Origin of the sequence: Caballeronia sp. LZ001, assembly GCF_031450875.1 — a bacterium.
Classification (GTDB): domain Bacteria; phylum Pseudomonadota; class Gammaproteobacteria; order Burkholderiales; family Burkholderiaceae; genus Caballeronia.
In genome coordinates this window covers 333,892-350,978 of the sequence record NZ_JARTVX010000003.1, presented here as the reverse complement: position 1 = coordinate 350,978, position 17,087 = coordinate 333,892, and the positions used below count along the sequence as shown (strand labels likewise).

The 17,087-nt window shown below is 60.7% G+C and carries 15 protein-coding genes; 4 read left to right on the top strand and 11 right to left on the bottom strand.

Going from position 1 to position 17,087, the window contains the following annotated elements; translation table 11 throughout:
• The first annotated feature begins 99 nt into the window (after positions 1 to 99).
• Entirely contained in the window at positions 100 to 1,041 is a 942-nt protein-coding gene (locus P9292_RS06025; RefSeq protein WP_309958333.1) for a LysR family transcriptional regulator, read from the top strand.
• A 94-nt stretch (positions 1,042 to 1,135) separates the two neighbouring features.
• Here P9292_RS06025 and P9292_RS06020 read toward each other — a convergent pair whose 3' ends face one another.
• Positions 1,136 to 1,435 (bottom strand): DUF4148 domain-containing protein, encoded by a 300-nt coding sequence (locus tag P9292_RS06020; protein ID WP_244829995.1) that lies wholly within the window; start codon positions 1,433 to 1,435, stop codon positions 1,136 to 1,138.
• 282 nt (positions 1,436 to 1,717) lie between these two features.
• Here P9292_RS06020 and P9292_RS06015 point away from each other — a divergent pair, with 282 nt between their 5' ends.
• Positions 1,718 to 2,956, top strand: a complete 1,239-nt coding sequence (locus P9292_RS06015) for an FAD-dependent oxidoreductase (RefSeq protein WP_309958332.1) — start codon at positions 1,718 to 1,720, stop codon at positions 2,954 to 2,956.
• 45 nt (positions 2,957 to 3,001) lie between these two features.
• On the opposite strand, the gene P9292_RS06010 is transcribed toward P9292_RS06015, so the two are convergent.
• The 3 genes from P9292_RS06010 to P9292_RS06000 all read right to left on the bottom strand — a co-directional run bounded on the left by P9292_RS06010 (position 3,002) and on the right by P9292_RS06000 (position 5,572).
• Positions 3,002 to 3,904 carry a fructose bisphosphate aldolase gene (locus tag P9292_RS06010; protein ID WP_284503973.1) on the bottom strand — a complete coding sequence of 301 codons (903 nt, stop codon included), beginning with the start codon at positions 3,902 to 3,904 and terminating at the stop codon, positions 3,002 to 3,004.
• Between the two features lie 183 nt (positions 3,905 to 4,087).
• Positions 4,088 to 4,504 (bottom strand): hypothetical protein, encoded by a 417-nt coding sequence (locus P9292_RS06005; protein WP_309958331.1) that lies wholly within the window; start codon positions 4,502 to 4,504, stop codon positions 4,088 to 4,090.
• 198 nt (positions 4,505 to 4,702) lie between these two features.
• Entirely contained in the window at positions 4,703 to 5,572 is an 870-nt protein-coding gene (locus P9292_RS06000; protein ID WP_309958330.1) for an alpha/beta hydrolase, read from the bottom strand.
• A 106-nt stretch (positions 5,573 to 5,678) separates the two neighbouring features.
• On the opposite strand from P9292_RS06000, the gene P9292_RS05995 reads away from it, so the two are divergent.
• Positions 5,679 to 6,530 (top strand): LysR substrate-binding domain-containing protein, encoded by an 852-nt coding sequence (locus P9292_RS05995; RefSeq protein ID WP_250527980.1) that lies wholly within the window; start codon positions 5,679 to 5,681, stop codon positions 6,528 to 6,530.
• Here the strand turns inward: P9292_RS05995 and P9292_RS05990 are convergent.
• From P9292_RS05990 to P9292_RS05975, 4 genes are all read right to left on the bottom strand, one after another.
• Entirely contained in the window at positions 6,508 to 7,569 is a 1,062-nt protein-coding gene (locus P9292_RS05990) for a phytoene/squalene synthase family protein (protein WP_309958329.1), read from the bottom strand. The genes P9292_RS05995 and P9292_RS05990 overlap by 23 nt on opposite strands.
• A 49-nt stretch (positions 7,570 to 7,618) precedes the next feature.
• A complete protein-coding gene (locus tag P9292_RS05985) occupies positions 7,619 to 8,149 on the bottom strand; it encodes a septal ring lytic transglycosylase RlpA family protein (protein ID WP_309958328.1) in 531 nt (176 codons plus the stop codon).
• 156 nt (positions 8,150 to 8,305) lie between these two features.
• Positions 8,306 to 9,238 (bottom strand): UTP--glucose-1-phosphate uridylyltransferase GalU, encoded by a 933-nt coding sequence (galU, locus tag P9292_RS05980; protein WP_244829987.1) that lies wholly within the window; start codon positions 9,236 to 9,238, stop codon positions 8,306 to 8,308.
• Between the two features lie 100 nt (positions 9,239 to 9,338).
• Positions 9,339 to 9,491: a hypothetical protein gene (locus P9292_RS05975; RefSeq protein WP_244829986.1), complete on the bottom strand. Its 153-nt coding sequence runs from the start codon at positions 9,489 to 9,491 to the stop codon at positions 9,339 to 9,341.
• Positions 9,492 to 9,708: 217 nt separating this feature from the next.
• On the opposite strand from P9292_RS05975, the gene P9292_RS05970 reads away from it, so the two are divergent.
• Complete coding sequence (locus P9292_RS05970; RefSeq protein ID WP_250528110.1) at positions 9,709 to 10,845, top strand: acyltransferase; 1,137 nt, start codon at positions 9,709 to 9,711, stop codon at positions 10,843 to 10,845.
• A 57-nt stretch (positions 10,846 to 10,902) separates the two neighbouring features.
• Here the strand turns inward: P9292_RS05970 and P9292_RS05965 are convergent, their stop codons facing one another.
• From P9292_RS05965 to P9292_RS05955, 3 genes are read right to left on the bottom strand one after another with little or no spacing between them, the layout of a single operon-like run.
• Entirely contained in the window at positions 10,903 to 13,341 is a 2,439-nt protein-coding gene (locus P9292_RS05965; RefSeq protein ID WP_409015146.1) for a glycosyltransferase family 4 protein, read from the bottom strand.
• A gap of 23 nt (positions 13,342 to 13,364) precedes the next feature.
• Positions 13,365 to 14,876: an oligosaccharide flippase family protein gene (locus P9292_RS05960; RefSeq protein WP_309958326.1), complete on the bottom strand. Its 1,512-nt coding sequence runs from the start codon at positions 14,874 to 14,876 to the stop codon at positions 13,365 to 13,367.
• A gap of 15 nt (positions 14,877 to 14,891) precedes the next feature.
• Positions 14,892 to 17,087 carry a hypothetical protein gene (locus P9292_RS05955; protein ID WP_409015128.1) on the bottom strand — a complete coding sequence of 732 codons (2,196 nt, stop codon included), beginning with the start codon at positions 17,085 to 17,087 and terminating at the stop codon, positions 14,892 to 14,894.

The following is a 17,087-nucleotide window of genomic DNA, read 5'->3' as shown; positions in this document are numbered from 1 at the left end:
TGTCCAGAAGTGTCAATGCCAAGAGTGTAGGACGGAATCGTGCGCCGCGAACGCGTTATGATTAAACTCATTGTTCATAACGGCAAACAATCCCCGCGCATGGACGCACAAAAAGTCGAAGGGCTCTGGACGCATCTGCATTGGCTCACGGTGCTCGCCGAGCAGGGCAGCTACACGGCGGCGGCGGCGCGGCTCAACGTGAGCAAAGCCGCAATGAGTCAGCGTATCGCCGAACTGGAGCGCGCGGCAGGCGTGCCGCTTGTCACGCGCACCACGCGCAGCGTGCGCTTCACGGAGGCAGGACGGCGCCTCGTCGACGATACACGCACGCAGTACGAGCATATCGCCGCGAGCTTTTCGAGCGTGAGGGAAATGGCGGGCGTGGCGCGCGGCTTGATCCGCGTCACCGCGCCAATGGCGTTCGCGCGTCAGCAATTGGTGCCGCGTTTAGCGGGCTTTCTGCATGCGCATCCGGAAGTGCGCGTGCAACTGGAAGCATCGGACAGGTTGAGTTCCATTGCGACGGAGGGCTTCGATCTCGCCATCCGGCACAGCGCGCAAGCGCCGGAAACGCATGTCGCGTGGAAGTTGTGCGATACCAATTCGGTGATCGTGGCGACACATGCATATCTCGAACGGCGCGGCATGCCCGCGACGCCCGCCGATCTCGCGGTGCACGACTGCCTGTTTTATCCGCGCGCGCAGACATCGGGCGTGTGGTCGTTCGTGCGTAAGGGCGCGCGCAAGACGGCGGCCGGGCCTCATACGCTTGCGGTCAACGGGCCATTCTCCGCGAACAATAGCGAAGTGCTGCGCGATGCCGCGCTCGACGATCTGGGTATCGCGCTGTTGCCCGACTTCAGCGCGCAAGCCGCGGTGCAGGCGGGAAAGCTTGTGGTGTTGCTGCCGGACTGGCGTTGCGTGGGCACATTCGCCGATCAGCTTTATGTCGTGCGTCCTTATGCGCCTCATGTGCCGCGTGCGGTCGCACTTTTCATCGGCTATTTGCGTGAGACCTTTGCGGGCGGCTTTCCGCTTTAGCGTTTTCTTTAGCGCTTGCTTTAGCGCTTGCTCTAGCCAAAGAAAAAGCGCCCGCAATTGCGAGCGCTTTCTTTATAGCGAGACTACCTGTTGCTTAGTGATGCGCAAACGTCGGGAACACGTCGGCTTGCACCGCACGCGAGCCGGCTTGCGCCGAGCCTTCAGTCGCACCGCCAAACGAGTTGCCTTGACCCGCAACGCGCGCTTCAGCAGCTTGAATGTCCGACGGATAGTGCGAGTCGCTCACGAAGCCGGGGTTATAACCGGCCTTTTCCAACTGAACGATCTGTTCGCGAACTTCAGCGCGCGTAAGCGGTTGGTTCGATTGTGCGAAAGAAGCAACCGGTGCGGCGAAAGCGATGGCAACTGCTGCGATTCCAATGAGCTTGTTCATGATTGATACCCTCCAGCTTAGGTTTTTGGGGCTGTCGCTCACTTGGCATTTTTGCTCGTGTGCGACCGTTGAAGAGAGTTTAGTGAGTGCTTCGCTAAGGGTAAATACTTAATCCACGAAATTAGTTTTGGTGAAATCGCGACTAATCCAGGCCTGAAAACTCCAGTTCTTTAGCATCGGCGGGAAACTGCTTAGCGCATCGCCTATAAAGTAAGCAGGACGTTGTCCACGACACATCATGCCAAATGGATCGAACGTTCGGTTTGCAAAGGAGGCAATGCCTTGAAGCGAATCGTGGTCGTTGGGGCGGGTTTTGCCGGACTATGGAGCGCGCTCGCCGCCGCGCGCAAACTCGATGAATTGCAGCAACCAGCGGATCAGGCCGAAGTGGTCGTCCTCAATCCGCAGCCTTATCACAGCGTGCGCGTGCGCAACTACGAGCAACCGCTCGATCCCACGCTCGTGCCGCTCGACGGCGTGTTCGGTCCGACCGGCGTGCGCTTCGTCCAGGCGACCGCGCACACGGTCGATAGCGCGAATCGGCGCGTCATGTTCACGCGGGAAGACGGAGAAGTTTCGCTGGAATACGACCGGCTCATCCTCGCGGTAGGCAGCGAACTGGTACGCCCGGAAATTCCCGGGCTGGATCGCCACTCGTTCGACGTCGATACCTATGCGGGCGCCTGCAAGCTCCAGGCGCATCTGTCCACCCTGCCCGCATTGCCCGACTCGCCCGGACGCTATACGGCTGTCGTGATCGGCGCAGGCCTGACGGGAATCGAACTCGCGGCGGAATTGCCCGGCCGCCTGCGTGAGATCGTGGGCGAAGCGGATCGCGACAAGGTGCGCGTGGTGCTCGCGGATCGGTCGCCGAAAATCGCGCAATCGATGGGCGGCGCGCAAAGCGTCGTCGTTCAGGCCATGACCTCGCTCGACGTCGAGCTTAGGCCAGGCGTATCGCTGGAAGAACTCGACGGACACGGCGCTTCGCTTTCGGACGGCGTCAACACCGATTACATCCAGGCATGCACCGTGGTCTGGTGCGGCGGCATGCGCGCCAACGCATTGGCGAGCCAGCTTCCCGTCGGACTCGATTCCATGGGCCGCGTGCCCGTCGATGCCTATCTGCGCGTCACGGGCGTTCCCGGCGTATTTGCGGCGGGCGATTGCGCACGCGTGCTGATCGACGGCAAACGGCCTTCGGTCATGTCGTGTCAGCATGGCCGGCCGATGGGCCGCTACGCCGGCAATAACGCCGTCTGCGATTTATACGGAGAAGAGATGCTGCCGTTGCAGATCGACTGGTACACGACGGTCTGCGACCTGGGCCCGTGGGGCGCGGTCTATACGGAGGGATGGGAACGCAAGCTGGTCTCGGAAGGCGAGGCTGCCAAGGCGACCAAGCGCACGATCAACGGGGAGCGGATCTATCCGCCGAGGAGCGGCTGCCGCGAAGAGTTGTTCCGGGCTGCCGCGCCTATCGTGCAGACGCCGCCATCGACGACACGCGCCGATTCATGATCGTGGCGATGAGGGCAGACACCACGCCTCATCGCCACTGAAGCGTCAAACCTTGTCGACCGATGCTTCGTAGATCTCGTCGATGGACTCGCCGAGCGTCGCGTTGAACTCTTCGTCGCTCATCGACTTCTTCAGTTCGTTGATAAGCGCGCGCGAGAAGCTCGCAATCATGCCGTGGTTCTTCGCCAGACGCTGGCATGCGTCGGTGCGCGTATAGCCGCCCGAAAGCGCCACCACGCGCACGACACGCGGATGCTCGATCAGCGGCGCGTAGAAGTCCACTTCATCGGGGATGGTCAGCTTGATCATCACCTGACTGGATTCCGGCAGCGCGTCGAGACCTTTCAGCAATTCGTCGCGCAGAATTTTTTCCGCACCCTTCTTGTCCGTGCTCTTGATGGACACTTCGGGTTCGAGAATGGGCACGAGACCGTGTCCGATGATCTGATTGCCCACTTCGAATTGCTGCTTCACGACTGCGGCGATGCCCTTTTCGTTCGCGTCCTTGATGACCGAACGCATCTTCGTGCCGAAGATGCCGAGCTTGACGGCGCGTTCCAGCAGCGCGTCGAGGCCGGGGTTCGGCTTCATGACCTGCACGCCGTCGGCTTCCGCTTCGAGGCCCTTGTCGACCTTGAGGAACGGCACCACGCCACGGTCTTCCCACAGGAACGCAGGCACGGACTTGCCATTTGCCTGACCGTCCATGGTGGCTTCGAAGAGAATGGCGCCAATGACCTTTTCTCCCGTGAATGACGGCGCGGTGATGATGCGCACGCGCATTTCATGCATCAGCTTGAACATCTCGGCGTCGCCGTTGTAGGCGTCTTCAGCAATGCCGTACTGCTTGAGCGCGCCCGGCGTCGAACCGCCGCTTTGATCCAAGGCGGCGATAAAACCTTGCTTCTCCGCCATTTGCGACAGCATCTTTTCGTTAGCCACGAACATTTCCCTCCTCAAAGTTCAAACACCGGAACGCGCGCGAGCACGGCCCGGGCTTCTGGTTCCACTACGGTAAGTGTAATGGTTTTGAGGCGCGACTTGACTGTGCATATCCGCCATTTCCCCTGCCACACACTCAAGTCGAGGAGAGAAAGGGCGACGCGGCAGGGCTTTTGCGGCTCGATCTGCTCAAGGCGCAGCGGAGTTGAAGTCCCCGGCGTTCACGGGTTCGACCGCGCGTGCGCTTCGCCCGAGCATGAACGCAGCGCGGCGCAGGAACGATGGCGCGCCTTGCGCCGCCATGATTTCAAGGGTGGGTAATTCGGGCGCTTCTAAAACCGGCTGAGATTGCGCCTGTAATTTTTCAGGCGCTGGCGCTTTGACGTTCAAGAGCGCTTCACGCGCATTTGCGCAATGCACGTTGAGCAAGCGACGCATTTCCGGATTTTCGATGAGTGCTTGCGCCGTCGCGAGACCGCGCTCGAATTGCAGCGCATAAGCGATATCGGCGAAATTCTCGTATTGACCGCTATCGGCCAGTTCGAACGCCAATTGCTGGGTGCGCTGGCGCTTCCATACTTCGAGATCGTCTTGGCCCGTACTCACATTGGCCTCTTCTTGGCGATGAGGTGGCAATGATGTTAGCCCGAGACCCGCGCGTTTGCGTTGTCCCGCCACAACAAGCAGACAAAAAGTCGGACGATAAAAGCTTGCCTTCCATTACTTCCTTAGCAATAGCCAAAGATATTCTTAAGCGTGACTTTCGAGCGAACGAGCGTTCTTGCTAAAGAATCGCTAAGGAAATTACCAGGCACCGGCAAACGCCTGTACAGCACGATTGAATGCGGCCGGGCTTGCCACGTTCATTCCGTGCGATGCCCCGGCAATAGTTTGCCGATCCGCGAATTCAATCCATTCCGCCAGCTTGTCGACGTTATTGCGGAACATGCGCGGGCTCTTTTGTCCGTCTATCAGCAAAGTGCGGCACTTGATATCGCGCGCGGCGTCGCGGGTATAAGCGGGCAAGGGATCGCGAAGTTGCTTCGGCACCGTAAGCGCGTTGTCTATCGCCATCCGTCGAAAAGCCGGCGTGCTCTTTTGCCAGAAGCCCGGCATGCTGACCGAGTTGACGAACAGTTCCAGCCCCGGCTCGATTTCGCCCATTTCGATGAGTTCCGCCACGCGCGTGCGCAACGCGTTGGTCGCGGGCGGCAAGCTGGCGGCCGCAGGCTGCGGCGAAACCTGGAGCGGTCCGCCCGGGTCCGCGAGCGTGAGCGTCTTCACGAGACGCGGATATTCCCTTGCGAGATGAAACGCGACGCACCCGCCGCGCGAATGCCCGACCAGATGCACGGGTGCGATGTCGAGCGCCTCGATGAATTCCGCCATCTCCGCGACATGCGCTTCCCAGCTGAATTCGCCCTGCACGAAGGCATCGACGGCGGGCCAGTAGTGGCTGAGACTCGGCGCGATGCAACGAAACTGCCTGGCAAGCGGCAGAATCTGCGCGCTCCAGTAGCGGTAATCGCAGAGCGAACCATGCACGAACAGGAGCGGCTCGCCTTCGCCGCAATCCACGTAAGGCACGGAAATGCCGGACGCGGTCGTCGCGAAAGACGCTTCGGGCAAGGCTTGCAAGGCGGACAGTACGGCGGGATCGGTACGGGCGTTCATTGGTTCGCTCCTTTCCCGCACTATGCCGTCCGCCAATTTAAAAGAAAATCGCATAATATTGATAACATCGTTCAGATTTTCTGATACCAAGTCGTCATACACAGGCATGAAAGCACTCGACCTCGATGTCCTTTCCATGATCGTCGCCGTCGCGGACACGGGCAGCATCAGCCGCGCGGCGGAACTCGTGCATCGCTCGCAATCGGCCGTCAGCATGCAGATCAAGACGCTCGAGACCGCGCTTGGCAAGGCGCTATTCGTGCGCAAACCGCGCAGCGTGACGCCCACGCAAGACGGCGAAGTGTTACTGACCTACGCGCGCCGCATGCTCGCCTTGCGCGATGAAGCATGGGCCGCCGTCGTGCGGCCGGACGTGACGGGGCGCGTGGTGATCGGCGTACCGGACGACTACGCGTCGTCGCTGTTTCCGCCCATCCTCAAGAAGTTTTCGGCGACCTTTCCCAAGGTCGAGATTCAGGTGGTCGGCTTGCCGAGCGTGGCGCTTGCGCCGATGCTGAAAGACGGCTCGGTCGATCTGGTCTGCGCCACGCGCGTGAAAGGTCTGAGCGGCGAATTCCTGCGTCACGAGCCGATGGTCTGGGCCGCCGCGCCCGGGGCCACGGAAATCTGGCGCGAACGTCCCTTGCCCATTGCCGTGTTCCTGCCGGGCAGCGTGGCGCGCGAGAACGCCATACGCAGCCTGGAACGCGCGCGTATCGGCTATCGCACGTCGTACGAGAGCCCGAGTCTGCTCGGTCTTCTGACGATGGCCGAAGCCGGTCTTGCCGTCACGCCGCTTGCCAAGTGCGCTGTCCCCGCGCATTTCACGCTACTCGGTCAGGCGCAAGGGCTGCCGGAAATCGCCGCGCTCGAAGTGGTGCTGGCGCGCAGCGCGGCATCCAAACGGCCGCCTTGCGACTTCCTGGCCGAACGCATCATGGCCGAGCTGCGCCGTTGAGTGCGGCTTGGATGTCGCTGATCCTGCGTTCGGCCCACACCTTCAGAAGCCCATTCGATGCAACCAGCGGCATCGACGCCGCCATGATGCGATAGACATCGTTGCGGCGCACCTTGGTAATGCGCTCCGGCGCGAGCCATGCGTCGTTACGCGCCAGCAGCACCAGCGTTTCCAGCCCGATCATGATCGGCCACAGGCACGCGAGCCGTAGCCGAATGGCGCTCGATGGAATCGCCATCGTGTAGGCCAGCGCGTCGCCATAGAGCGCGATGGTGGTTTGCAACAGCTCGTCCTGCACGGGACGCGCTTTATCGGATGCATCGGGCGCGAGCAGTTCTCGTGGCGCGATGCCATGACGCGCCAGCATCGACGAAGGCAGATAGCAACGCCCGATACGCAGATCGCGCGCGCAATCGCGCAGCACGTTGGTCATCTGCAGCGCCTTGCCGAAGCGCACGCCGCGCGCAAGCATGACATCCGGCGCGGCCTTGAGCGTGCCCGGCATATGCGCGTAGGTCATCTTCGTCCAGAACTCGCCCACGCAGCCCGCGACGAGATAGGTGTAGCGGTCCAGTTCGTCGAATTCACCGAGCGCCGCGATCTCGCCCGAGGTTTCATCCGGGAACGTGCGCAGATCGAACTCCATGCCCGTTGTGAGCGTGGTCACGATATCGCGCACGGCATCGCGGTCGGCCTTGCTCAATTGCGGCAGGATGGCAAGCGCTCCGCCGAGCGATTCGAGCAGCGCGCGTTCATCCGCTTGCGCTTGCTGGCCCGCTACTTCGCCGGCTATGCGGGCCAGCGCGCCATCGTCCGGTGCGCCGTTGACTTGCGCGCGCAACGACAGCAGCAATTCCAGACGAAGTTGCGGCGCGATGAGCGACGTATCCGCGATGGTATCGGCGGCGCGCGCAAGCAGATACGCCAGCGCGACGGGGTCGCGCATGCCCGCCGGAAGAATCCGCAGCGTCAGATAGAACGAGCGCGAAACGCTCTTGAGAAGCGGGCCGAGGAGGACTGCCCGGGTCGATTGATTCATGAGTGGGATCAGAGAGCGCTCAAGCAGGCGAGAGCGCATTGTATCCGGCTCAACGGTGCCGCTTGTGCCTTCGCCTCTTTGCGCGATGATGCAAGGGAATGGCGACGGCATCATGCGCCGATACACGCTCGATCACCACTTGCGCCGTGCCCGCGTGTTGCAGGCCGAGCAATACCGCCGCCGCAAACGAAAGATCGATCACGCGGCCCTTCTGGTAGGGGCCGCGGTCGTTGATGCGCACGACGACCGACCGCGTCTTCGCGGCATTGCTGACGCGCACGTAAGTGCCGAGCGGCAGCGTGAGATGCGCGGCCGTGAGCGCGTTCATGTCGTAAGCCTCGCCGCTCGCGGTGGGGCGGCCTTGGAAGGCGTCGGCGTAATAGCTGGCCATGCCGATCTGGAAGGCATACGCCTTCTTGGCGTGCACATGCTTCGCGTGCGACACGGCCTTGTGTAAAGCATGATGCTTGCGTGCGGGCTTGACTGGCCGATGTGAAGTCCATCCGCACAGCAACACGCAAGCGCCGATGGACACGATCCAGGCCAATAGCCGGCGCGCATGAAATGCGCGGACCTGCATGGGCGATCTACTCCATGAGTTACCGATTCGTGGATCGGATCGCCCTTAACGCCCTCTGCTTTTTAGCGTTGACCTGCCTTCCTTGGATATGACGCTTCTTTACAGGACTACGTTTGCCTTACGATGATCATGATTCGTCATTCGAACTATTTCCAATCACAGCGAATCCTGTAGCGATTCCGCATGCGTCATCGGTTCGTCCTTTGTTTGCGGCATGAGCGCCCATACCGCCGCACGCAGATACGCCTCAAAGTCTCCGCGCACTTCAGGATGTTGCAAGGCCAGTTGTACCGTCGCCTTGAGATACCCGAGCTTGCTGCCGCAGTCGAAACGCGTGCCGTAGTAGCGATACGCCAGCACCTGTTCGACCGCGAGCAAGGAGCCGATGGCATCGGTTAGCTGAATCTCGCCGCCCGCATTGGGCTTCGTCTTGCGCAGATGATCGAAGATGCTCGGCATCAGCACGTAACGCCCGACCACGCCGAGATTGGAAGGCGCAAGCGCGGGCTGCGGCTTCTCGACGACACCCGACAACTTGATGACGTCCTCTTCCCATTCGCGGCCTTCGATCACTCCATACGATGCGCTTTCCTCGCGCGCGATGCGTTCCACACCGATCACCGAGCTGTGATAGTGGTCGAATACATCGACGAGTTGCTTCATGACAGGCTCGGCGCCGTGCAGCAGATCGTCGGCCAGAATGACGGCGAATGGTTCACCGCCGACGAGCCGTTCCGCGCATAGCACCGCATGACCCAAGCCCAGCGCGGCCGGCTGGCGCACGTAGAAACAATCCACGTTGGCGGGCTTGATGCTGCGTACCGCATCGAGCAGAACCGCCTTGTTGCGCGCTTCCAGTTCCGCTTCGAGCTCATATGATTTGTCGAAGTGATCCTCGATTGCGCGCTTGCCCCGACCCGTGACGAAGATCATCTCCGTCATGCCCGCAGCAATGGCTTCTTCCACCGCGTATTGAATGAGCGGCTTATCGACCACTGGCAGCATTTCCTTCGGACTCGCCTTGGTGGCTGGCAAAAAACGTGTGCCGAGACCTGCGACTGGAAATACGGCCTTGGTCACTTTAAGCATGACTGCTCCTCCAGATCGAAACCGGAAATTGATGTTGTCCCCGCGCTGTTTTTCTTGTGAATTCGCCCGCACTTGCGGCAGGCTTTTGGCGTTGCGCGCGTTACTCCGCTTCCTCCATCTGCGATGCCTGCGCATTGTTGGAGCCCTTCTTGCGGAAGGGATCGAGAGGGTCGTTGCGCAACGCGTCGCGGTACGCAGACGCCGCCACGAGTACCAGCAGCACGGCTATGCCGGCGACTGCATGCATATCCATGATCGACACCCATTCGCCTGTAGATGAGGGCTCACCGTAGCAGAAAAAAATCGATAAATAATTCGCCCGCTTTAAGCCGTTACGCTGCCTGTTTTCTTAAGAAATGCGCCGAATTTTTTGCTTAGGCACGGATTTCTTGCTGCTCTAACATGGGCCGATCCCTTCGGCTCCTTAAGGTTTAGCGATGAGCGACTCCCCGGCCTTCGACGAAAGCGACATGGCGCTGCGCACTTCCGCGCGCAATTCGAACGCTATCGCCGACGATAAAGACGTCGCGATCAACGCATGGCGTGGTGTCGCCGCGTTGCTGGTCGCGTACTTTCATTGCAGGCAGGTTACGTGGGTCGGCATGCAGCAGTTTCATCGCGCTTCGCCCGCGTTCGACCTCAACGCGGTCGTCAGTTACCTCACGTTCCCTGTCGCCTGGGGATCGGCCGGTGTGCCGATTTTCTTCATCATCAGCGGCTATTGCATTCATCGCGCGATGGCGCGGCGCCTGAATGCCGACCCGCGCGCGCCGTTCGACGGCTTGAATTTTCTGCTACGGCGGTTCGTGCGGATCTATCCGGTTCTGATTGCCGCGCTGGTACTGACGTTCGTGCTGGATTCGCTTAGCGTCGGCTTTGATCCGGTCAGCCGCAAGATCAATCCCTTCGATCTTCATGCTTTCCTCGTCAATCTCTTTTCCTTGCAGGGAATCGCGGGCAAGACGTTCGGCTCCAATGGCGCCTTATGGACGCTCTCCGTCGAGGTGCAGTTCTACCTCGTATATCCGCTCGTGATTGCATTGCGGAGGCGAATCGGAATGCCGGCGGTCGTCGGCCTTGTCGCTGTCGTCAACATCGTGTCGGCGCTCGTCTTCGAGCGCCAGCAGATCGTGATCTTCACGTCCTACTGGCTTTCATGGATGCTTGGAGCATGGATCGCCGAAGCGAAAGCGCGCAACGTGCGCTCACCGAGGCGCTCGGGAGTCGTGGCGGGTGGCATCGCGCTATGCGGATGCGCTGCCTTCGGGCTTGCGCAATATCTGGCGTTTCAGCTTTGGGCGCTGGCCTTTGCCGTTTATTTGTTTGGCGCGCTAGATCGGCCCATGCGTGAAGGCGGCCCAGTGCGCGTGTTTTCCGTGCTCGGCGAGTTCAGCTTCTCGCTTTACGTCGTGCATCTGCCCATTTTCGTGCTGCTTGGGTCCGTGCTTTTTCATTCGGTCTTGCAAACGGGCATCTGGGCCTCGTTTGCTTTTACCGCCATTGCAGTTGTGGTTGCCGCAGCGTTCTATGCGCTTGTCGAGCGACCCGCCATGGCCTGGGCCGCAAGATTGAAACCTGCGAAGACACGCGTTCGCATTGCGCGTTGATAAAGCGCCAATAAAAAAAGCCGCCTCGAAAGGCGGCTTAATCGAAGTTCGAGTACCTCAGCTACGCTCGCGCTTCTTCGCCTTCGCCGCCACGTCTCCAAGGATTCTCTCGACGCTCTCGACATATCGCTCGGTCCCGAATCTTTTCGTTGCGTGTACGAAGCCGCTTTCGGTCAGACGGTCGCGAAGCGGTGAATCGTCCTTGAGGCGATCCAGTATGCGCGCCAGTTCGGCGGCATCGCCGGGAGCGCAGAGCAGGCCGTTCTCGCCATCGTCGACGATATCCGTCACGCCGCCCGCACGCGTCGCAACAACGGGCCGTTTCGACAACATGCCTTCGATGATCACGCGGCCAAACGGCTCCGGCATGATCGACGTATGCGTGACCACATCGACCGCTTTCATGCACGCGGCAATGTCATCCTGAAAGCCGAGAAAATGCACGCGGTCCGCAAGCCCGTGTTCGAGTACGAAAGCACGCAGCTCGGCCTCGTACTCGTGTTCTCCAAAAAGCGCCGCGCCAACCAGAACGGCATGCATGTCCGTGCATTCGCGCAACGCTTCGAGCAGTACATGCTGACCCTTCCAGCGTGCAAGACGGCTAAAGCATCCGACGAGAAACGCATCTTGCGGCAAGCCGAACCGTGCTCGCAACTCATGCTGCGCCACCGTTTCGATGCTAGTGAAAGGCTCCGCCGATATGCCGTTGAACACGACATCGAGCCGCTCCTCGCGCAAACGCGTGAGCGCCGTGACCGCGGCCGCCGATGCCGTCGAATTGGCAATGACATGTTCGAGCATGAGCTTGGTGCACCACTTGATGATGGAAAGCTGCGTGCGCCCGAAGTGGTCCTCGCTCACGATATCGCGCAGATGCCACACCACGGGGCGCCGCGAGATCAGGCCGGCGATGGCGCCGATCACCATCGCGCGCTGCGTGTTGACGTAGATGACATCGGCATTGCGCGACTTTTCGAGCGTGCCGCGCAGGAGCTTGACGACGCCGCCCACCACGCCCGCGCCGGGACGCGTCATGCCGTCCTTGCGAACATTGCCGAGCGCTTTGCCGTCGAGCACGTCTACCTTGATGCCGACCGCTTCCAGCGCAATGCGAAACGGACCATCGTCGAAAAGAACCGTCTGCACGTCGCCACGCATGTTCTTCACCACTTCGAGCATGGAGAGTTCCGCGCCGCCGAGCGAGCCGCTTTGATCCACGGCAAGCACGCGCAAATCGCTCTTTTCTTCGACCTGAACCTCGGGCTCTGCCGGCAGCGGAGGAAGAATGAAGCGCGGCGCCACGCGTGCGACATGCGCATGGAACTGTTCCCTGAAACGCGCGTTGGAAAAGCGCTCTGCGTTCTTGCGACAGTCGGCTGGCTTGAACGTCACCGTGCCGTCTTCGAAGGCCTCGACAGCATCCACGATGGCGTCCGCCGACTGCTCCTGAAAGAACATGCCCGTGGGCTCGGCCTCCGACGCATCGCGCACGGTTTCCAATGCGCCGCCCTTGCCGTAGGCAATCACTGGCGTGCCGCACGCTTGCGCTTCGACCACCGAGATGCCGAAGTCTTCTTCCGCCGCGAAGACGAACGCTTTCGCGCGGCGCATCTTCTCGTGCAGCACGGAGAACGGCTGATACCCCAAGATGCGCACGTTGGGCGTAGCCTTCGCACGAATCTTCGCCATGTCCGGGCCCTCGCCGATCACGACGAGCTTGCGCTCAGGCATCTGCGCGAACGCCTCGACAATCAGATCGATCTTCTTATACGGCACCATGCGCGACGCCGTTAAATAAAAATCGTCCTTTTCCTCGCACACGTTGAACGCGGCGACATCGACAGGAGGAAAGATCACTTGCGACGAACGCCGATAAACCTTGTGGATTCGCCGCGCAATGAAAGCCGAATTAGCGATGAAATGATTCACCGAATTCGAGGTACGTATGTCCCAGCTGCGCATGTAATGCAGCGCCATGCGTGCGATCAGCGACTTCATGCCCGCAGTAAGATTCGACTGCTTGAGATACTGATGTTGCAGGTCCCATGCGTAGCGTATGGGCGAATGCACGTAACTGACGTGCACCTGATCGGGTCCTGTCAACACACCCTTCGCTACCGCATGGCTGCTCGACAGAATGAGGTCGTAGCCGGACACGTCAAGCTGTTCTATCGCGAGCGGCATGAGCGGCAAATATGCGCGATAGCGCTTCTTCGCGAAGGGCAACTTCTGGATGAACGAGGTCTTCGCCTGCTTGCCGCGCAAGAACGCTCTGTCTTCGAGGAAGTCGACGACGCTGAAAATATCCGCGTCCGGAAAGCACGCGATCATCTGTTCCAGCACACGCTCCGCGCCAGCGTAGGTCACGAGCCAGTCATGCACGATAGCAATACGCGGTACACCGTTCGCACGCGCGATACTGCGCTCGCGACGCGGCACCGGCGTCATGGCTGGCGCCGGCTCGTGCAGGAAATGACGCGCTTTCGCCGTCCCCATGAACGCGTCTTCGATATTTGTTTTCATGCGTCACTCCTCGCCTTCAACGGTAAATGATTGCGTCTTCCAAAACGCGCGCCGGCCTTGCGTAACACTGCAAGCAAAAGCGCACGCAAGGCCGGCCGCGTCACCACGGACCATCCCGCATCGACGAGTGCGAGCAAGGCGGCTGCGGATATTGCATAGAGCGGATGCGCCAGGGCATCGATCAGATAGCCAAGCACCAGCCCCGCGAGCAGAAACGCGAGATGGGCAAGCATGTCGAGCGCAATCGGGGTTGCGCGCACACGGGTCAGCCACAAGAGCACCGCATAGTCCGCAAGCGCTCGCAGGGCAACCACGCTTGCGGCGCCAACCGGCCCGTATCGTTGAATGCCGAACCATAGAAGCGCCAAGAAGAACGGCAACTGGAAGAGTCCTGCACGTGCAGCCGAAGCGGGGTTGATCTGCGACTGAATGAGGATGCGCGTGACGCTCGCCTGACCGACGAGCCATACGCCGATCACGAGAATGCGGCCTACCGGTGCGCTTGCGATGGCGAGATCAGCGCCGATCCACACATGCAGGAACGGTTCGAGCACGAGCATCGCGAAGATCGCAAGCGGCGTAAATACGCCATTGAGGAATTCGAGCGATGTCGCGGCCATCTTGCCGGCGTCGCTGCGATCGATCGATGAAAGGCGCGGAAACAGCGTGCGCACCATCGCGTTGGGCAGCATGTTGAGACGCGTGACGAGGTTCTGCGGCACCGTGTAATACGTGACGAAACGCGCGCCGAGATGCGCGCCGAGCAGAACGCGATCGAGCGAATCGGTGAGCATGGAGGTCATCGTTGAGACCAGCATCCAGCCGCCGAAGCGGAAGAGTCCGCCCGTAACGGCACGCTTCGGCCAATCGATGCGGCGTATCGCCAGCAGCTTCAGACTCGCTCTTCCAAGCAGAATGGCCGCAAGCAATCTCGCGACGACCGCGGCAGCTAGCACCGTTTGCAGATTGGCCGCGATGAACCACGCAGCACCGAGCGGCAGCAACTGGAACAGGAAAGTGCCGAAGGTCTGATTGGCGTTATAGATGCCGAAGCGTTCCATCGCGTTGATCGCGCCAGCAAAAACCCACGACACATTGGCAATGGGAATGGCGAGCGCGAGCCACGGCAACGCGCGATAAACCTCATGCTGCAAGGCCGGTGCGGAGTGCGCCACATACGCCGTATAGAGAAACGCGCCGAAGTAGATGGCGAGGCCGCCTGCCACGCCCGTCGCGAAGTTGAGCCACACCGCGCTCCAGAAGACCTGCGCGCGCTGTGCCATATCCCCGGCCGCATGCGCTTTCGCTATCTGATGTTGCGCGGCCATGCTCATGCCGAGATCGAGAATCCCGAAGTAACCGATCAGCGTCCATACGAGACTGATCACGCCATACCGCTCCACGCCTACGAGGTGGATATAGGCAGGCACCGTTGCAAGCGATACGAATGTCGGCAGGATCAACCCGACGAAGTTGATGCCGACGTTCCTGACCATGCTCTTTTCCATCGGATCCTCGCGACTTCATGTGCCGGGTTTCCAGCGGTACATCATCACCTTGCCTCGTGCGTCTTCCTCGACGAACACCAGGTACTCGTCATCGCCGCGCCTATAGGCGCTCACGCCATTGGGTACGTCCACCCAGCCCGACGCATGACCGACTTCCGCCCCCGGCTTGATTACGCCTACCTCTTTGCCGGAGTCCTTGTCGAACACGTGCACGTCGCCAACAGGCTCGACCGCGAACACGTATTGCCCTTCGACGGTCACACCAATCACGGTCGATAGCGGCTTCTTCTGCGTATCCCACGGCAAGTCGATTGCATAGCGTTGATGCGGGCCGTCGGACCAGTGGTCGTAGCGCACGAGGCGCTTGCCGACCTCTTTCCAATAGCGCTTGTCGTAAGGCGCGTCCGCTGTATAACCGGTGACATAGAGCGTGTCGCTTGCCGCGTCGTAGATCGCGCGGCGCAATTCGGTGAACGGCGCGGGAACGGGGTACGTCTCGATGTTTTCGTAGTCGTAGACAGGATTGCCTTGCTTGTCGAGGCCGCCATAGCGCAGGCGATAAATGCCCTTCACGTCGCTCGTGCGCCAGATGTCGCCTTTGATATCGACCCACCAGCCCCAGCCGCCCGTCATGCGCGCAGTGCCCGGATTGCGCTTGAATTCGCTTTCGTCGAAGCGGCCGTTGCCATTGCTATCGCGCCAAATCCACTCGCCGCCTTCGGGGCGGTTCGGCACGTTTTGCACGGGGCGTGGTCTTCCCGCGATAAAGCCCGAGGGAATTGCCAGCTCGCCGTCATGCTTCGCATCGAAGCGATAGATCTTCATGTGATCCGCATACATGTCGGTCAGATACAGGAACGTGCGGCCATCGAGTTTTCTTGCGATAGGCATGCCCGGCCATTGATCGACGTGGAACACCGGATCGTCGGGATACTTGAAGCGGCCCGACAGAAAGCCCGCGTATTTCCAGTCCTGTCCCGCAGGCTTTGACAGATCCAGCTCGAACCGCTTGTTGCCGGTAAAGACGCTATTGGGGCGGCCCGGATCGATCCACGCGCCATCGACGAAAAGAAGCCCTTGCGTCTGCCAACGCAACGCGCCATTGGCGGCATAGCTTTCCAGCGTCGCGCCAAGACCGGCGCCCGTCGAACCCGTGCGTGGCCCTATTCCGTTCGTCGACACGTAGACGTTGCCAGCGGCATCGACACCCACGCCTGTCAGGCCATTGAAGCGACGCGGGCCCGGCGTTCCCGCAACGCCGGAGAAGATGCCGCCGCGCTCGCCCAACGCGCCAGCTTCGTGATAAGCATTCGCCTTGCGTATAAAGAACAACACTTGCTGACGCGGCCCGTTATCGGCTACAAGCAGACGCCCTTCTCTGTCGATGGCGATATCCACCGCGCTGCTATCGGCATTCAAGCGCGGCGCATCGTCCAATAACGCGCCCGATGCGGCGTAATGCGCGATGCGCGGATGATCGCCATTGCTCTCCACGATCGCCCATAAGGAACCATCCGCCGACAGCGCGATTTTCCCCGGCTGCGGCGCGCTCCATTGCGCTTCCTTTTGCATCGACTGCGCGTCATAGACTTCGATGCAATTCAGCGCCGTGTTCGCCACATAAAGCCTTGTTTCGCTTGCAGCAAGACCGCTTACGTCCTGTCGTGCGTCGTTCGACTCGTTGATCGTGAGGAAGCTGCGCGCCAGCGTGGCGCGCGGGTCCTTTTCTTCCAATGCACTCGCACCGAAAGGCACGGGACGCTTGACGTCGTTGATATCGCGACGCGATACGCCCCACCACTGCTTGCCCGCAGGCGGCCACACGCCTTGCTTGACGAGCCGGCCTCGTTCGTTACCCACGCCGACGGCGACAAATACATAGCGCGAATTCACTGCAACGGCATTGCCGCCGGAAGCGCCCCATCCATGCGTGCCGCCGGCGTAACTCGACATGCGGCCATCGCGATACACGCTCGCTTCCGCGCCGCTTTCGTCCCACGGCGCATTGGTGAACACGCGGCCATCGGGCGCAACGGCAATCGCCGTGATGTTGATCTGCGTCCATGTGCCGTCGCCAAAGCCCGACGTATTGCCTATCCACGATGTCTTTGCATCGAGCACGGGCGGCGTCGCGAATGCGCCAGCCGCCACGCACGCGAGCGGCAAACAGATCAGCTTGCAAACGGAAGTGAAGAACGAATTACGCCGCAA

What these genes read in the sequence shown, in the direction of transcription:
- P9292_RS05995 (WP_250527980.1), top strand. Translation starts at nt 5,679, where the DNA reads ATGAAAGCACTCGACCTCGATGTCCTTTCCATGATCGTCGCCGTCGCG.
- P9292_RS05965 (WP_409015146.1), bottom strand. Translation starts at nt 13,341, where the DNA reads ATGGGGACGGCGAAAGCGCGTCATTTCCTGCACGAGCCGGCGCCAGCC.
- P9292_RS05970 (WP_250528110.1), top strand. Translation starts at nt 9,709, where the DNA reads ATGGCGCTGCGCACTTCCGCGCGCAATTCGAACGCTATCGCCGACGAT.
- P9292_RS06010 (WP_284503973.1), bottom strand. Translation starts at nt 3,904, where the DNA reads ATGTTCGTGGCTAACGAAAAGATGCTGTCGCAAATGGCGGAGAAGCAA.
- P9292_RS05975 (WP_244829986.1), bottom strand. Translation starts at nt 9,491, where the DNA reads ATGGATATGCATGCAGTCGCCGGCATAGCCGTGCTGCTGGTACTCGTG.
- P9292_RS06025 (WP_309958333.1), top strand. Translation starts at nt 100, where the DNA reads ATGGACGCACAAAAAGTCGAAGGGCTCTGGACGCATCTGCATTGGCTC.
- P9292_RS06020 (WP_244829995.1), bottom strand. Translation starts at nt 1,435, where the DNA reads ATGAACAAGCTCATTGGAATCGCAGCAGTTGCCATCGCTTTCGCCGCA.
- P9292_RS05990 (WP_309958329.1), bottom strand. Translation starts at nt 7,569, where the DNA reads ATGAATCAATCGACCCGGGCAGTCCTCCTCGGCCCGCTTCTCAAGAGC.
- P9292_RS05985 (WP_309958328.1), bottom strand. Translation starts at nt 8,149, where the DNA reads ATGCAGGTCCGCGCATTTCATGCGCGCCGGCTATTGGCCTGGATCGTG.
- galU (WP_244829987.1), bottom strand. Translation starts at nt 9,238, where the DNA reads ATGCTTAAAGTGACCAAGGCCGTATTTCCAGTCGCAGGTCTCGGCACA.
- P9292_RS05960 (WP_309958326.1), bottom strand. Translation starts at nt 14,876, where the DNA reads ATGGAAAAGAGCATGGTCAGGAACGTCGGCATCAACTTCGTCGGGTTG.
- P9292_RS06000 (WP_309958330.1), bottom strand. Translation starts at nt 5,572, where the DNA reads ATGAACGCCCGTACCGATCCCGCCGTACTGTCCGCCTTGCAAGCCTTG.